This window comes from Caballeronia concitans, assembly GCF_001544615.1.
Classification (GTDB): Bacteria; Pseudomonadota; Gammaproteobacteria; order Burkholderiales; family Burkholderiaceae; genus Caballeronia; species Caballeronia concitans.
On sequence record NZ_FCNV02000010.1, the window covers coordinates 199,965 to 212,701 of the forward strand.

A 12,737-nucleotide genomic window follows, 5' to 3' on the forward strand; every position below is an offset into this window, starting at 1 on the left:
TATTCGTCACGCAGATAATCGCCATGCAACATGTCATCGCGACTTCAGTTCAGATGGGCAAGCTGCTTGCCGCCGGACGCCGGCGCGCGGGAATGAGTCAGGCACAGGCTGCGGCGCGGCTCGGCATCAGCCAGAGCCGCGTCTCCACCTTGGAGCGCACGCCAGGGGCGCTGACCTTCGATCAGCTCCTTGCCATGCTCGGCGCGTACGGGCTTCAACTGGTCGTGCAGGACCGGCCCGATTCCCCTGAAACCGCGACCACTGCCGATTCATGGTGACGGCCGGCCGAAAGTCGCACGCGCGGGCGCTGTCCGTCTGGGCCAACGGCGAGCGCGTGGCGACATGGCGATTGCCCGCTCGCGGCGCGCCCGAACTCGAATACGACGCGGCCTGGATCGCCTCGCCGCAAGCGCGTCCGCTTTCCCTGTCGCTTCCGCTTCCGCTCGATGGCGCGCCCTTGCGCGGGGTCGAAGTCGTCAATTACTTCGACAACCTGCTGCCCGACAGCGACGCGATCCGCCGGCGCATTGCGCAACGCTTCCGCACCGAGAGCGTCGACGCGTTCGATCTGTTGCGGGCGGTCGGCCGCGACTGCGTCGGCGCCGTGCAATTGCTGGGCGAAGACGAATCGCCGGTGGGCGTCGAGCGCATGGAAGGCACGCCGCTCGACGAGCGCGAGATCGAGACGCTGCTGAATCAGACGTCCGGCGGCGGCCCGCTCGGCTCCCCAGATGACGACGACTTTCGTATTTCGCTCGCGGGGGCTCAGGAGAAGACGGCGTTGCTGCGGCATCAAGGCCGATGGCTCAGGCCGCACGGCGCCACGCCGACCACACATATTGTGAAGCTGCCGCTCGGTCTCGTCGGCAATCGGCGCGCGGACCTCACGACATACATCGAAAACGAATGGCTGTGCATGGCGATCCTCCGCGCTTACGGCTTGCGCGTGGCGAACTGTGAGATCGCGACGTTCGGCGAGCGCCGCGCGTTGGTCGTCGAACGCTTCGACCGCCGGTTGCATGCAAGTGGCGAGTGGATCGTGCGGCTGCCGCAGGAAGACTTCTGCCAGGTGGCCGGCCTGCCGCCGCACATGAAATATGAACACGATGGCGGCCCCGGCGTGCTGCAACTGGCGGGTGTGCTGCAGCAATCCGTCGATGCGCGCGGCGACATCGAAACGCTCGTGACAGCTCAGATCCTGTTCTGGCTGCTTGCCGCGCCCGATGGCCACGCCAAGAACTTCAGCATTCGTCTGCTCCCGGGCGGGCAATACCGTCTCACGCCGCTCTACGATGTGATGTCGATCTGGCCCATCGAAGGCGACGGCGCGAATCAGTGGTCCTGGCATAAGGCGAAGCTCGCCATGGCGATTCCCGGCAAGAGCCGGCACTATGCGTTCCGCGACATCCAGCGGCGGCACTTCAATGCGATGGCCGCGCGCTGCGGTCTTTCAGACGATGCGGAATTCATCATCGAACGTATCATCGCAAGCACGCCCCGCGTCATCGACGAGGTTGCCGCGCGACTGCCGGATGGCTTTCCGTCGCGTGTTGCGGAACGCATTTTCGACGGCATGCGGCGATCCGCAGCCGCGCTCGCATCCATGTCCCGCAATTGACTTCAACCCCTTGAAAAGGACCCCGCCCATGCCTTCCGACCGCCGCTACCCCGACCCCGCCATCCGCGTGCTCGATCCGCGCTTCAACGCGCTGCGCATCGCATCGGCGTCGGTCGAATGTCTCTATCAGGGCGCGCGCTGGTCGGAAGGTCCGGTCTGGTTCGGCGACGGGCGCTATCTCCTCTGGAGCGACATTCCGAACAACCGCATCCTGCGCTGGGACGAGGAAAGCGGGCAGGTCGGCGTGTTCCGCAAGCCGTCGAACAACGCGAACGGCAACACGCGCGACCGCGAAGGGCGCCTCGTGACCTGCGAGCATCTCACGCGGCGCGTCACGCGCACCGAATACGACGGCTCCATCACCGTGCTCGCCGACCGCTTCGACGGCAAGCCGCTCAATTCGCCGAACGATGTCGTCGTGAAGTCGGACGGATCCGTCTGGTTCAGCGATCCCGTGTTCGGCATCGACGGCTACTACGAGGGCGAAAAGCAGGCGCCGGAACTCAAGCCGTGCGTGTATCGCGTCGATGGCCAGAGCGGCGAAATCGCGATGATGTTCGACGGCTTCGTCGGCCCGAACGGACTCGCGTTTTCGCCGGATGAATCGGTGCTGTACGTGGTCGAATCGCGTTCGACGCCTCGCAAAATCTACGCGTTCGACGTGCTCGACGGCGGCCGTTCGCTCGGCGAGCCGCGCCTTTTGATCGATGCCGGCCCCGGCACGCCCGATGGCTTTCGCGTCGATATCCACGGCAATCTGTGGTGCGGCTGGGGCATGGGCGATGCCGAGCTCGACGGCGTGCGCGTGTTCACGCCGGAAGGCGAGGCGATCGGCCATATCGATCTGCCCGAGCGATGCGCGAACGTATGTTTCGGCGGACGGCACCGCAACCGGCTCTTCATGGCGGCGAGCCACGGACTTTATGCGTTGTACGTGAATACGCAGGGCGCGCGGGGCGGCTGAGCGCGGCTAGCTTCGCGCGATCCGTTCCATGATCCGCTCGGGATGCGCGGGCGCCTTGAAGCCGAAATGCGCGTAAAGCCCGTGCGCGTCGGACGTCACGAGCATCATGCGGCGCAATCCCTGCAAGTCGGGATGCGCCATCACGCACTCGATCATCCATTTGCCGAGGCCCGCGCCCTGATGCTCGGGCAGCACGAAGACATCGGCGAGATAGGCGAAGGTCGCGGTATCGGTGATCATGCGCGCATAGCCGATCTGCCGCTCCCCCTTGAAAAGCCCGAACGCGAGCGAATGACGCGCCGCGCGTTCCACTTTCGCGCGCGCGATGCCCGGCGACCAGTACGCCACTTCGCTCAGGTAACGGTGCACGACGCCGAAGTCGAACGCATCGACGTCGGTCGTCACGCGGTAATCGTCACGTGTCCATTGCATTGCGCCGCTCCGTTCGCGATCAATGCACTTTGTACACGCGCCCCGTCTCCGCACCTTCGACACTTCGGCTATAAGCGAGCGCCACGCGCGCGCCGCTCGCCGCTTCGAAGCCGCGAAAGTAGGGGGCGTAGCTGTCGAGCGCTTCCACGAGCACCGTCGGGCTGACCGCGTTGATGCGCAAGCCGCGCGGCATTTCGATCGCGGCGCCGCGCACGAAGCCTTCGATCGCACCGTTCACGGCGGCCGCGCTCGCGCCCTGACGGATCGGCTCCGCGCCCACGATGCCGCTCGTCAGCGTGAACGAACCGCCATCGTTCAGATAGTCGCGCGCCGTCAACACGAGATTGATCTGGCCCATCAGCTTGTCGTCGAGACCGACGCGGAATTGCGCGGGCGTCATTTCCACGAGATTGCCGAAGTGGACGCGCCCCGCCGTGGCGACGATCGCATCGACGCGGCCGATCGCATCGAAGAGGCGCTTGATGCTGTCGGCATCGAGCAGGTTCACGCGATGCGTCCCGCGCGTCGCACCGATTTCGATGACTTCGTGACGCGCTTCGAGTTCGGCGCGGACGGCCCGGCCTACCGTGCCGGTCGCGCCGATGACGGCGATTTTCATGAGCGGCCTCGCTATGCGTTGCGGTTGAGGAGTGGCAACGCATTGTGCACGCGACGCGGCACGAAGAAAAGCCGCGGACGCTGCGAGGATTCGGAAGGCGTGCGCCTACGCGACTTTGTAAGCGGCTTTGCGCGAAGGCATCGGCGAAAGCAGTAAGAGCGATGCCGCGAGCCTGCACGCGAGCATCGCGCCCGACAGCACGGCGGCCGAGGGGAACACATGCCATTGCATCGCGAGCGTCGGTGCAACGAGCGCAACCGATACCAGCCCGAGCGCCACCGTCAGCCAGCGCGCCCATTGAAAGCGCGAAGCGACGCACAAGTAAAGCAAGCCGAGCAGCACGCGCGATACGACCGATGCCGCGACCGGATGGCTCGCTGCGTCGCCGGGAAAGCCCATCGCAATCGACAGCCCCAGTTCGGCCCAGGACAGCGCGTAAGCAGCGCCCAGACACGCGAGCGCGGTCTTGAAGCGCTGTTCCGCCGATGATCGCGCGGACGCGGCAGCGCGGGTTGCTTCCACTTCCACTGGCGGCTGAGCCGAGATCTCCGTGGTCCCTTCGGTGGTCGCGGTGGTCGTTAAGCCGTCGTATGCCTGAGTCGTGCTCATGTTGGCCATCCTGTTTTTCTCGGTTGACGCACTCGGTCGTCTATTTTTCGTTGCGGCGAGGACATTGCGCAATCGGTGTGCCTGCTCATGGCCGGGAACGTTGGTTGCTCGACAGATTCGCAACACTCAACCGACTCGCCGCGGCGAGTCCACGACAAAAGGAGCCCACGATGAGCACCACCAAGGAACAGAACCCGACTTCCGAGCGCGATGAAGAGCTCGTCGACAAGGCTGTCGAAGACACGTTTCCGGCCAGCGATCCGCCCGCGACCGGCGGCGTGACGCGCATCGAGCCTGAAAAGGACGGAGAGAAAAAGAAGGACGAGTAACGCGATGCAACGATCCAGGCCGCGCTTCAAACGCGGCCTGTTTTTCATGCGTTGGCGAACATCACGAACGCTCGATTTCGATCAGCCGCGATGGCCGCAAATGGTTCATTGCATAGTGCTTACGGCCGCGTAACGTATGACCGCGCGCATCGCGTGCTTCGAAGCGCAACTGCGCTTCCACTTCCGGCACCGCCGGCGCGACCATTCCACGATCGATCATCCGATAGCCGCGTTCCAGCGCAAGCGCAAGGCCGTTGCGCGCGGGACGGCTGTCGAAGCCGCCGAGTCCGTCGCCCGGCTCGGCGACGTAGTTCACGAGCGTCGCGTTCGACGAGATGACCGCATCCGGATCGCGCGCGCGCATTTCCGCTTCGCGCTTCGCATGGACGTTCTTGCCGTCGGTATCGACGGTATCGTCGAGCGTGTCGTCGTTGATCACGTCGATGCCGCGCGGATGGCGTGCAGGCCGCGCATCGCCGCGCGCGGACAAGTCGTCGCCTGCACCCGCGGCCGCGTGCGCCTCGCGTCCGGCCTCGGCCTTTCTTGCATCGGACATGCTGACGTGCGCGGTCTCGGTGGAAGGCGTCTTGATCGGGCTTTTGGCCGCGCGATCGCTCTGATTGTCTTGCGATTCGTTGGCTTCGGCGTTGTTCATGGTGACCTCCAGCTAAAAACACGATGGGCGATGCGTTCTCGCAAGACGCGTTCCAAATTTTTGGCGGCCGAGCCGCGAGCCTTGCCCGCCAAGCCCTTCACCGACGTAAAAATTCAGAGATTTTTTCGAGGCTCAAGGTTTTTTCTACCAGTATTATTTGTAGCTTGTCCGCAGCAAAGCGCAACATGCGGGACGCGAGCAATCAGGAGGGCGCGTCGATACGCCGCTGGATTTACGCAACGCCATTCGAAAGCAGGGCACTGATAGACGGGTGACTCATGCAACACGATGCAGCCTTTTCACATCGAGGCTATCTTCTCAACTGCGCGCCCGCCCGGACGGCAGACGGTAAATATCAACCGTATGTCGTGATCTCGCGTTCGAGCGATGGCGAACTCGTCGCGAACCGCTTTTTCCCTGCGGATCTGCACTTCCGCAGCGAGGCCGACGCGATCGCGCATGCACGCGACTGGGCCGTGCGCTGGATCGATGCCAGCCACGTCACGGTGTAGCAGGGGTACGACCGTTCGACAAAATGGCGTGAGAATGCGCCAACTTCCTGCCGCGGCGACCCGTGCGAACGCACATCCGGTCGAAACCGGTTACGCTTGAGCTTGTATCCGTCGTGCGCGCCACGGCGGCCGTTTCCTTTCGATTGTGTTGATATGCAGAACACGCCTTCGCTCATGACTTCAATGCCACGCGACGTTGCGTCCGATTCGCTCGACGACGCGCCGCTTCATACTTCGCGCGAATGGGGCTTGTCGCGCATCGTCGCGGAACTGCGCGAGTCGCGTGAGGAGTTGCATCGCACGCGGCACCCGCTCGGCATTCGCGAATTACCTTCGCGCGACGCGATCCTGAAGATCGTCAATGGACTGCGTTCCGCACTCTTTCCAACGCATTACGGCGCGCCGGATCTAACGGACGAAAGCGTCGATTACTACGTCGGCCAGACGCTCGAAAACACGCTGCGCCTGTTGCACGAGCAGATTCGCCGTGCATTGCGTTTCCTGCCCGAGCATCGCGATACGAACGAGGCCGAACTCACTGCGCGAGCCTTCGCCATTGCGCGTGAATTCGGCACGCGGTTGCCGGCCATCCGCGCGCTGCTCGTGTCGGATATCAAGGCCGCTTTCTCGGGCGATCCCGCCGCGCAGCACATCACCGAGATTCTGTTGTGCTATCCCGGCGTCTGGGCGATGACGCATCATCGGCTCGCGCATGCGCTGCATGAACTCGGCGTGCCACTGCTCGCGCGTTTCATCAACGAGATCGCGCATTCGCTGACGGGCATCGATATTCACCCCGGCGCGGCGATCGGGCCGAGCTTTTTCATCGACCATGGCACGGGCGTGGTGATCGGCGAGACGGCGGTGATCGGCGAGCGCGTGCGCGTTTATCAGGCCGTGACGCTCGGCGCGAAGAGCTTCCCTTCGGGCAACGACGGCATGCTCGTGAAGGGCAACGCACGGCATCCGATTGTCGAGGACGATTGCGTGATTTACGCCGGCGCGACGATTCTCGGGCGCGTGACCATCGGCAAAGGCTCGGTGATCGGCGGAAACGTGTGGCTCACGCACAGCGTTCCACCGGGCAGCAACGTCTCGCAAGGCAAGGTGCGCGAAGGCGCCGGCGCCGATGCGCCGCGCAATGGCTTCAACAACGGCAACGGTGCATGAACAAGAAAGAGCCTTCGTTTGAAGGCTCTTTTTGCGTAGGCCTCAGGTGTTCGTCACACTAAAGGCGCTCGACTGACCGACGATGGCAAGGAACTCGCGCCGCGTGGAAGGATCGTCACGGAACGATCCGAGCATGCGCGACGTCACCATCGCGACGCCCGCCTTATGCACGCCTCGCGTCGACATGCACTGATGCGCGGCTTCGAGAATCACGCCGACGCCGAGCGGTTGAAGCACTTCATCGAGCGTGTCGGCGATCTGCGCGGTCATCTTCTCCTGAATCTGCAGACGCTTGGCGAAGGCATCGACGAGACGCGCGAGCTTTGAAATGCCGACGACGCGCTTGTTCGGCAGATAAGCGACATGCGCCCGGCCGATGATCGGCACCATGTGATGCTCGCAATAGCTCTCGAAGCGAATGTCCTTGAGCACGATCATCTCGTCATAGCCCTGCACTTCGGAAAATGTGCGCGCGAGGATGTCGTGCGGATTTTGCGCATAGCCCGCGAAAAACTCTTCATAGGAACGCACGACGCGCGCGGGCGTGTCGAGCAGACCTTCGCGGCGCGGATCGTCGCCGGCCCAGCGCAAGAGCACGCGCACGGCGGCTTCGGCTTCCTCGCGGGTCGGACGATCGGCTGAATCAGCGGGCATGTCCGAGCCGGTGAGATGATTTTTGCGCGGGCTGCTCATTGAAAACTCCTTTTGTTTCTGTTCGGATTTGCGGATAGCGCCTTATTGTTCCACGTTTTTGAAGGCCCATACGCCTGTCCGGTCTTTCGGAGTCGATGCGCCGCCCGCGCGGCGGCTTGCGTCAGGCCGGCTTGTTCTCCACGCCGCCCAGCACCATCCACGATACGCCGAATCTGTCCTGAACCATGCCGAAGCGCTTGGCGAAGAAAGTTTGCGTCATCGGCATTTGCACCTGGCCGCCGTTGCCGAGTGCGTTGAAGTATTTCTCGGCCTGCTGTTCGTCGTTGGCCGTTAGCGAAAGCGATACGCCCGCGAAATTCGGCTTGCCGCTGCACATGCCGTCGGAGGCCATGAGCATGGAATCGCCGATGGTGAATGCGGTGTGCATGACCTTGTCTTCCGAACCCGCGGGCATGCTGCATCCGCTCGCCGCTTCGCTCGCGCCTTCTTTCGATGCATCGGGGTTGTCCCTGAAGCGCATCATCATGAGCACTTGCGCGCCGAGATGTTCGCGATAGAACGTGACCGCTTCTTCGCAACGGCCTTCGAAAAACAGATAGGGTTGAACTTGCATGTTGGCTCCTTGAAATGGGACTGTCAGGACTTCTCGTCGGGGTCCATATCCATCATGAGCGGCACCGATGCGTGTTCGTGCACCACGCGCCAGTCGCCCTCGATTCTTCTGAAACACACGGTGGCGCGCACGATGTCGTCGCGCCCGCCCGCCGTCACGCGATTCAGCACGTGCATGTACGCGAGATCGCCGCTCACCGCGACATGCATGTCCCTGAACTCGAACGAGAACGGACCGCTGATGCTGTCGAACCAGCGCTGCCAGTTCTCGCGATAACGCTGCACGCCTGACATCGACGCAGGCGGCACGACGTCGAATACAACCGCATCCGGCGCGTAATGCGCGACGAGCGCGGCCGTGTCTTTTGCGAGCACCGCTTGCCGCCACGCTTCTGCCAGCTCACGAATGCGCGCTTCGTCATTTGCATCGGGACGAGGGACGGACATGCTTGCCTCCACGAATGACCACGTGATTACGATGCGCGCCTGTCGTGACAGCACAACGACAAGCACGAAAGCGAAACTATTCTTCGCTTGTGTACACCGTCCACAAAAAGTAGCAGAGATAATGGACACTGTCCACATGAGGGATAGCCCGGGCAATAAAATGACGAAACGAAACGTCGCGCATGCGATGAAAGCGACGAAAGCGCGAAGCACCTACAGACATGGGGATTTACGGCGCGCATTGATCGACGCCGGCCTTGAGCTTGCGCGCGAAGGCGGGCCGGATGCAATCGTGCTGCGCGAAGCCACGCGTCGAGCGGGCGTGGTGCCTAACGCCGCGTATCGGCACTTCGAGAACAGGCAGGCATTGTTGTCGGCGGTGCGCTCGGCGGCGTTGTCGTCGGTCGCGCAGGCGATGGAAGATGAACTGGCCGCGCGCCCGAAGAAACGACGCCGTGCCGACGCCGCCCGCTTGGGCCTGCGCGCGATCGGCACTGGTTATTTGCGATTCGCGCAAGAAGAAACGGGATTGTTTCGCACGGCGTTCGCCGCCCCCCAGGCCGAATGGGCAGAGCACGAAGCGGCTTATGGCGCCGGACCGAGCGGGCTCGATCCGTTTCAGCTATTGAGCCGCGCGCTCGATGAAATGGTGGAGGCGGGGGCGCTGGAAGCGCGCCGTCGAACGCAGGCGGAGTATCTGGCGTGGAGCGCGGTGCATGGCTTTGCGCTCCTGTTGATCGAAGGGCCGCTGCAAGCGCTCGGACCTGAAGAAGTCGAGCCGCTTGCAGCGCGTTTGCTCGCGATGGTCGAGCAAGGGTTATGAGTTTAGGGCAAAACGCAGGATTGATTACGCGAGTCCGAGCGCGCTTGCGGTGGCATCGATTGCCGCTTTGGCTTTAGCGATCATTTCGTCGATTTCCTCATGCGTGACCACGAGCGGCGGCGATAACAACATGCGGTCGCCGCTTGCGCGCATCACGAGATTATTATTGAAGCAGAGATTGCGGCACATCGTGCCGACGTCATCGCCATTGACGAACCGTTTGCGCGTGACGGGATTCTCCGCGAGTTGAATGCCCGCGACGAGTCCCACGCCCTGAATTTCACCGACGATCGGATGACCGCTTAACGCATCGCGTAATCGCATTTGGAAATACGGCCCGGTGTCTTCCTTGACGCGCGCCACGATGCCTTCATCGCGTAACAGCTTCAAATTGGCGACTGCCACCGCCGCCGCGACCGGATGCCCCGAATATGTGAAGCCATGATTGAACTCACCGCCATTCACGATCGCATCGGCAATGCGATCCGAAAGCCCGACCGCGCCCATTGGCACATAGCCGCTCGTCAGCCCCTTCGCCATGGTGATGACATCCGGCTCGAAACCGAAATGGCGATGCGCGAACCATTCACCGGTGCGCCCGAATCCGCCGATCACTTCATCGGCGATTAGAAGCACGTCATGCTCGCGACAGATGCGCTGAATTTCCGGCCAATAACTCGATGGCGGAAAGATCACGCCGCCCGCGCCCTGAAACGGCTCGCCGATAAAAGCCGCAACGTTCTCCGCACCGAGTTCGATGATCCTGGCTTCGAGCTGACGCGCACGCGCAAGTCCGAAGGCTTCGACATCCATCTCACCGCCTTCGCCGAACCAGTAAGGTTGATCGATATGCACAACGTGCTCCATCTTCGACGGCATTTGCTCGTGCATATCACTCATGCCGCCAAGCGTCGCGCCCGCGATGGTCGAGCCGTGATAAGCATTGCTCCGCGCGATGACATAGCGCTTATCCGGCTTGCCTTGCAAAGCCCAATACCGATGCACCGCGCGCAACGCCGTATCGTTTGCTTCGGAACCGCTGTTGCAATACAGAAAGCGGTTGAAAGTCTGCGGAGTCAGTTGCGCGAGCAATTCGGATAGTTCGATTACCGGCGGATGCGTCGTTCTGAAGAATGTGTTGTAGTAGGCCAAGGCCTGCATTTGCGCATGGGCGGCATCGGCGAGTTCGCGGCGTCCATAGCCGAGATTCACGCACCACAAGCCCGCCATGCCGTCGATGATGCACGCGCCTTCCGAGTCCCAAAGATGGACGCCTTCGGCCTTCACGATTACGCGGCTGCCCGCGCGATTAAGCTCCGCCATATCCGAAAAGGGATGCAGATGATGCGCGGCATCGAGCGCGCGATAGTGCGCCGTCGAGTCGATACGATCGTTCATGTTTGCCTCCGCCTTCAAACGTGCAGCAATAAGTGTTTGCGTTCCCACGAACTGATGACACGGAAGAACGCTTCGTATTCGGTTTCCTTCAATGCCAGATAGGCGCGCACGAATTTCTCGCCGAGCATGTCGGAAAGCGGCTCGCACGCGCCCATCAAGGTGAGCCCTTCGTCGAGATTGCGCGGCAATTGAAAGGGCAGGCGATAACCATCGCTCGCAAGCGGCGCAGTAGGTTCGAGATGCTGCGTCATGCCGAGATAGCCGGCCGCAAGCGTCGCGGCAATCGCGAGATACGGATTGCAGTCCACACCCGGTATGCGATTCTCGACGCGCCTTGCCTGCGGCGATGCATGCGGCACGCGAAATCCCACCGTGCGATTGTCATAACCCCATTGCACGTTGATCGGCGCGGCCATGAAACGAGAAAGCCTTCGATACGAATTGATATATGGCGCAAAGATAGGCATGAGCGCGGGCGTATACTTTTGCAGGCCCGCGATATAGCTATAGAAGAGGCCGGTCGCTTCGCCATCGCGCCCGGTGAAGAGATTGCGCCCAGTCTCTTCATCGACGATGCTTTGATGCACATGCATGGCCGAGCCCGGCTCGTTCTCCATGGGTTTGGCCATGAACGTTGCGTACATCTTGTGACGCAGCGCGGCCTCGCGCACGGTGCGCTTGAAGAGAAACACACGGTCCGCGAGATTCAGGGCGTCGCCATGCAGGAAATTGATTTCCATCTGTGCCGCGCCGACCTCGTGAATCAGCGTGTCGACTTCGAGTTCCTGAACCTCGCAATACTCGTAGATGTCTTCGAAGAGCGGGTCGAACTCATTGACGGCATCGATGGAATAGGCTTGCCGGCCCGTTTCCGCGCGTCCCGTGCGTCCGACGGGCGGCTGCAATGGCAAGTCCGGATCGCGATTGACATCGACGAGAAAGAACTCGAGTTCCGGCGCGACGACGGGCCGCCATCCTTTCGCCTCGTATTTCTGAAGCACTTGCCGCAACACGCGCCGCGGTGATATGGCGACCGGCGTGCCGTCGAAATGCACGCAGTCGTGAATGACTTGCGCGGTCGGATCGGTGGCCCAGGGAATCAGGCGGATCGTCGATGCATCGGGCACGCAGATCATGTCGGGATCGGTGAGGCCGGTGAAGGTCGCGTCGTCGGGATAGTCGCCCGTGACGGTCTGGATCATCACGGCTTGCGGCAGTCGCATGGATTCGCCCGATTCGAACTTGCTGCGCGGAATGATCTTGCCGCGCGCAGTGCCGGCCATGTCGGGAATGATGGCTTCTATCTCGGTGATGCGATGCTTGCGCAGAAATTCGTCTATGCGTTCCATTTCAATCTCTCTCTTTTACAAGCGTTTCGACTGGGCGCGCGAAGCCCCGGCCGATGCGCGCGAACGAGCCGCGGCGTCAGGCCGCATTGATTACAGGCGAGCACGAGCCGCGCAAATGCGCGCGCTTAGCGGCTGCCCAAGGAATCGAACGGAAAGAGAGGCGCTACGGCAGCAAGGAAGCCGCGCCGACGCAATGCACGGCGATGAACGCGCGCGCTGAGATGGCGTTACGCCGTCGCACGGAGCGGCGCGAGAGAATGGTGACGACCGACATGAAGCGGCAATCGGGATGGATGCCGCAGCGATCGGCGAGGGAACGGCTTGCGTTCCTGCTTACCAGAGGGCTTTGGACGCTCACGATCATGCTCGTTTGGCGAGTTTGAACTGCGTGAGGGAGGCGGCGCATGCCGACAATTCCCTTTAGCGAGGATATACGAGCCATTAACGCCGTCAAGCCGTGTTTTCCGCAGACGCAAGCGTGCCGCTTGGCGCACGCTTTTTTTCGCAAAGGCAAACGTCGCGCGCAATTCATCGATAATGTCGCCT

At 62.2% G+C, this 12,737-nt stretch carries 16 protein-coding genes; 7 read left to right on the forward strand and 9 right to left on the reverse strand.

The window, feature by feature from the left end; translation table 11 throughout:
• Positions 1-23: 23 nt before the first annotated feature.
• Genes AWB72_RS21240 through AWB72_RS21250 form a run of 3 tightly spaced genes read left to right on the forward strand, consistent with a single transcriptional unit; the run spans position 24 to position 2,582 of the window.
• Positions 24-278, forward strand: a complete 255-nt coding sequence (locus AWB72_RS21240) for a helix-turn-helix domain-containing protein (RefSeq protein ID WP_040050338.1) — start codon at positions 24-26, stop codon at positions 276-278.
• Positions 272-1,618, forward strand: a complete 1,347-nt coding sequence (locus AWB72_RS21245) for a type II toxin-antitoxin system HipA family toxin (protein WP_040050339.1) — start codon at positions 272-274, stop codon at positions 1,616-1,618. Before AWB72_RS21240 ends, AWB72_RS21245 begins: the two co-directional genes overlap by 7 nt.
• Positions 1,619-1,646: 28 nt before the next feature.
• Positions 1,647-2,582, forward strand: a complete 936-nt coding sequence (locus AWB72_RS21250; protein WP_040050340.1) for an SMP-30/gluconolactonase/LRE family protein — start codon at positions 1,647-1,649, stop codon at positions 2,580-2,582.
• 6 nt (positions 2,583-2,588) lie between these two features.
• On the opposite strand, the gene AWB72_RS21255 is transcribed toward AWB72_RS21250, so the two are convergent.
• The 3 genes from AWB72_RS21255 to AWB72_RS21265 form a co-directional block, all read right to left on the reverse strand.
• Positions 2,589-3,014 carry a GNAT family N-acetyltransferase gene (locus AWB72_RS21255; RefSeq protein ID WP_040050341.1) on the reverse strand — a complete coding sequence of 142 codons (426 nt, stop codon included), beginning with the start codon at positions 3,012-3,014 and terminating at the stop codon, positions 2,589-2,591.
• 19 nt (positions 3,015-3,033) lie between these two features.
• The gene (locus AWB72_RS21260; RefSeq protein WP_040050342.1) at positions 3,034-3,633 is read right to left on the reverse strand and encodes a short chain dehydrogenase; all 600 of its coding nucleotides are present in this window, start codon (positions 3,631-3,633) and stop codon (positions 3,034-3,036) included.
• A 105-nt stretch (positions 3,634-3,738) separates the two neighbouring features.
• On the reverse strand, positions 3,739-4,242 hold the full coding sequence (locus tag AWB72_RS21265; protein WP_096030990.1) for a hypothetical protein: 504 nt from the start codon (positions 4,240-4,242) through the stop codon (positions 3,739-3,741).
• A 170-nt stretch (positions 4,243-4,412) separates the two neighbouring features.
• On the opposite strand from AWB72_RS21265, the gene AWB72_RS29205 reads away from it, so the two are divergent.
• A complete protein-coding gene (locus tag AWB72_RS29205) occupies positions 4,413-4,571 on the forward strand; it encodes a hypothetical protein (protein ID WP_167550972.1) in 159 nt (52 codons plus the stop codon).
• 61 nt (positions 4,572-4,632) lie between these two features.
• On the opposite strand, the gene AWB72_RS21270 is transcribed toward AWB72_RS29205, so the two are convergent.
• Positions 4,633-5,226 carry a DUF3005 domain-containing protein gene (locus tag AWB72_RS21270; protein WP_040050343.1) on the reverse strand — a complete coding sequence of 198 codons (594 nt, stop codon included), beginning with the start codon at positions 5,224-5,226 and terminating at the stop codon, positions 4,633-4,635.
• A 278-nt stretch (positions 5,227-5,504) separates the two neighbouring features.
• On the opposite strand from AWB72_RS21270, the gene AWB72_RS21275 reads away from it, so the two are divergent.
• Positions 5,505-5,738: a hypothetical protein gene (locus AWB72_RS21275; protein ID WP_040050344.1), complete on the forward strand. Its 234-nt coding sequence runs from the start codon at positions 5,505-5,507 to the stop codon at positions 5,736-5,738.
• Positions 5,739-5,921: 183 nt separating this feature from the next.
• The gene (epsC, locus tag AWB72_RS21280; protein ID WP_052449868.1) at positions 5,922-6,908 is read left to right on the forward strand and encodes a serine O-acetyltransferase EpsC; all 987 of its coding nucleotides are present in this window, start codon (positions 5,922-5,924) and stop codon (positions 6,906-6,908) included.
• A 42-nt stretch (positions 6,909-6,950) separates the two neighbouring features.
• On the opposite strand, the gene folE is transcribed toward epsC, so the two are convergent.
• The 3 genes from folE to AWB72_RS21295 all read right to left on the reverse strand — a co-directional run bounded on the left by folE (position 6,951) and on the right by AWB72_RS21295 (position 8,621).
• A complete protein-coding gene (folE, locus tag AWB72_RS21285) occupies positions 6,951-7,601 on the reverse strand; it encodes a GTP cyclohydrolase I FolE (protein WP_040050345.1) in 651 nt (216 codons plus the stop codon).
• Positions 7,602-7,722: 121 nt separating this feature from the next.
• The gene (locus tag AWB72_RS21290; protein ID WP_040050346.1) at positions 7,723-8,175 is read right to left on the reverse strand and encodes a VOC family protein; all 453 of its coding nucleotides are present in this window, start codon (positions 8,173-8,175) and stop codon (positions 7,723-7,725) included.
• 23 nt (positions 8,176-8,198) lie between these two features.
• On the reverse strand, positions 8,199-8,621 hold the full coding sequence (locus tag AWB72_RS21295) for a YybH family protein (RefSeq protein ID WP_040050347.1): 423 nt from the start codon (positions 8,619-8,621) through the stop codon (positions 8,199-8,201).
• 187 nt (positions 8,622-8,808) lie between these two features.
• On the opposite strand from AWB72_RS21295, the gene AWB72_RS21300 reads away from it, so the two are divergent.
• Complete coding sequence (locus AWB72_RS21300) at positions 8,809-9,444, forward strand: TetR/AcrR family transcriptional regulator (RefSeq protein ID WP_244285707.1); 636 nt, start codon at positions 8,809-8,811, stop codon at positions 9,442-9,444.
• A 24-nt stretch (positions 9,445-9,468) separates the two neighbouring features.
• On the opposite strand, the gene AWB72_RS21305 is transcribed toward AWB72_RS21300, so the two are convergent.
• Together AWB72_RS21305 and AWB72_RS21310 are read right to left on the reverse strand one after the other, a co-directional pair.
• The gene (locus tag AWB72_RS21305) at positions 9,469-10,842 is read right to left on the reverse strand and encodes an aspartate aminotransferase family protein (protein ID WP_084592858.1); all 1,374 of its coding nucleotides are present in this window, start codon (positions 10,840-10,842) and stop codon (positions 9,469-9,471) included.
• A gap of 14 nt (positions 10,843-10,856) precedes the next feature.
• On the reverse strand, positions 10,857-12,191 hold the full coding sequence (locus AWB72_RS21310) for a glutamine synthetase family protein (RefSeq protein ID WP_040050350.1): 1,335 nt from the start codon (positions 12,189-12,191) through the stop codon (positions 10,857-10,859).
• Between the last annotated feature and the right edge of the window lie 546 nt (positions 12,192-12,737).

What these genes read in the sequence shown, in the direction of transcription:
- AWB72_RS21240 (WP_040050338.1), top strand. Translation starts at nt 24, where the DNA reads ATGCAACATGTCATCGCGACTTCAGTTCAGATGGGCAAGCTGCTTGCC.
- AWB72_RS21245 (WP_040050339.1), top strand. Translation starts at nt 272, where the DNA reads ATGGTGACGGCCGGCCGAAAGTCGCACGCGCGGGCGCTGTCCGTCTGG.
- AWB72_RS21250 (WP_040050340.1), top strand. Translation starts at nt 1,647, where the DNA reads ATGCCTTCCGACCGCCGCTACCCCGACCCCGCCATCCGCGTGCTCGAT.
- AWB72_RS21255 (WP_040050341.1), bottom strand. Translation starts at nt 3,014, where the DNA reads ATGCAATGGACACGTGACGATTACCGCGTGACGACCGACGTCGATGCG.
- AWB72_RS21260 (WP_040050342.1), bottom strand. Translation starts at nt 3,633, where the DNA reads ATGAAAATCGCCGTCATCGGCGCGACCGGCACGGTAGGCCGGGCCGTC.
- AWB72_RS21265 (WP_096030990.1), bottom strand. Translation starts at nt 4,242, where the DNA reads ATGAGCACGACTCAGGCATACGACGGCTTAACGACCACCGCGACCACC.
- AWB72_RS29205 (WP_167550972.1), top strand. Translation starts at nt 4,413, where the DNA reads ATGAGCACCACCAAGGAACAGAACCCGACTTCCGAGCGCGATGAAGAG.
- AWB72_RS21270 (WP_040050343.1), bottom strand. Translation starts at nt 5,226, where the DNA reads ATGAACAACGCCGAAGCCAACGAATCGCAAGACAATCAGAGCGATCGC.
- AWB72_RS21275 (WP_040050344.1), top strand. Translation starts at nt 5,505, where the DNA reads ATGCAACACGATGCAGCCTTTTCACATCGAGGCTATCTTCTCAACTGC.
- epsC (WP_052449868.1), top strand. Translation starts at nt 5,922, where the DNA reads ATGCCACGCGACGTTGCGTCCGATTCGCTCGACGACGCGCCGCTTCAT.
- folE (WP_040050345.1), bottom strand. Translation starts at nt 7,601, where the DNA reads ATGAGCAGCCCGCGCAAAAATCATCTCACCGGCTCGGACATGCCCGCT.
- AWB72_RS21290 (WP_040050346.1), bottom strand. Translation starts at nt 8,175, where the DNA reads ATGCAAGTTCAACCCTATCTGTTTTTCGAAGGCCGTTGCGAAGAAGCG.
- AWB72_RS21295 (WP_040050347.1), bottom strand. Translation starts at nt 8,621, where the DNA reads ATGTCCGTCCCTCGTCCCGATGCAAATGACGAAGCGCGCATTCGTGAG.
- AWB72_RS21300 (WP_244285707.1), top strand. Translation starts at nt 8,809, where the DNA reads ATGAAAGCGACGAAAGCGCGAAGCACCTACAGACATGGGGATTTACGG.
- AWB72_RS21305 (WP_084592858.1), bottom strand. Translation starts at nt 10,842, where the DNA reads ATGAACGATCGTATCGACTCGACGGCGCACTATCGCGCGCTCGATGCC.
- AWB72_RS21310 (WP_040050350.1), bottom strand. Translation starts at nt 12,191, where the DNA reads ATGGAACGCATAGACGAATTTCTGCGCAAGCATCGCATCACCGAGATA.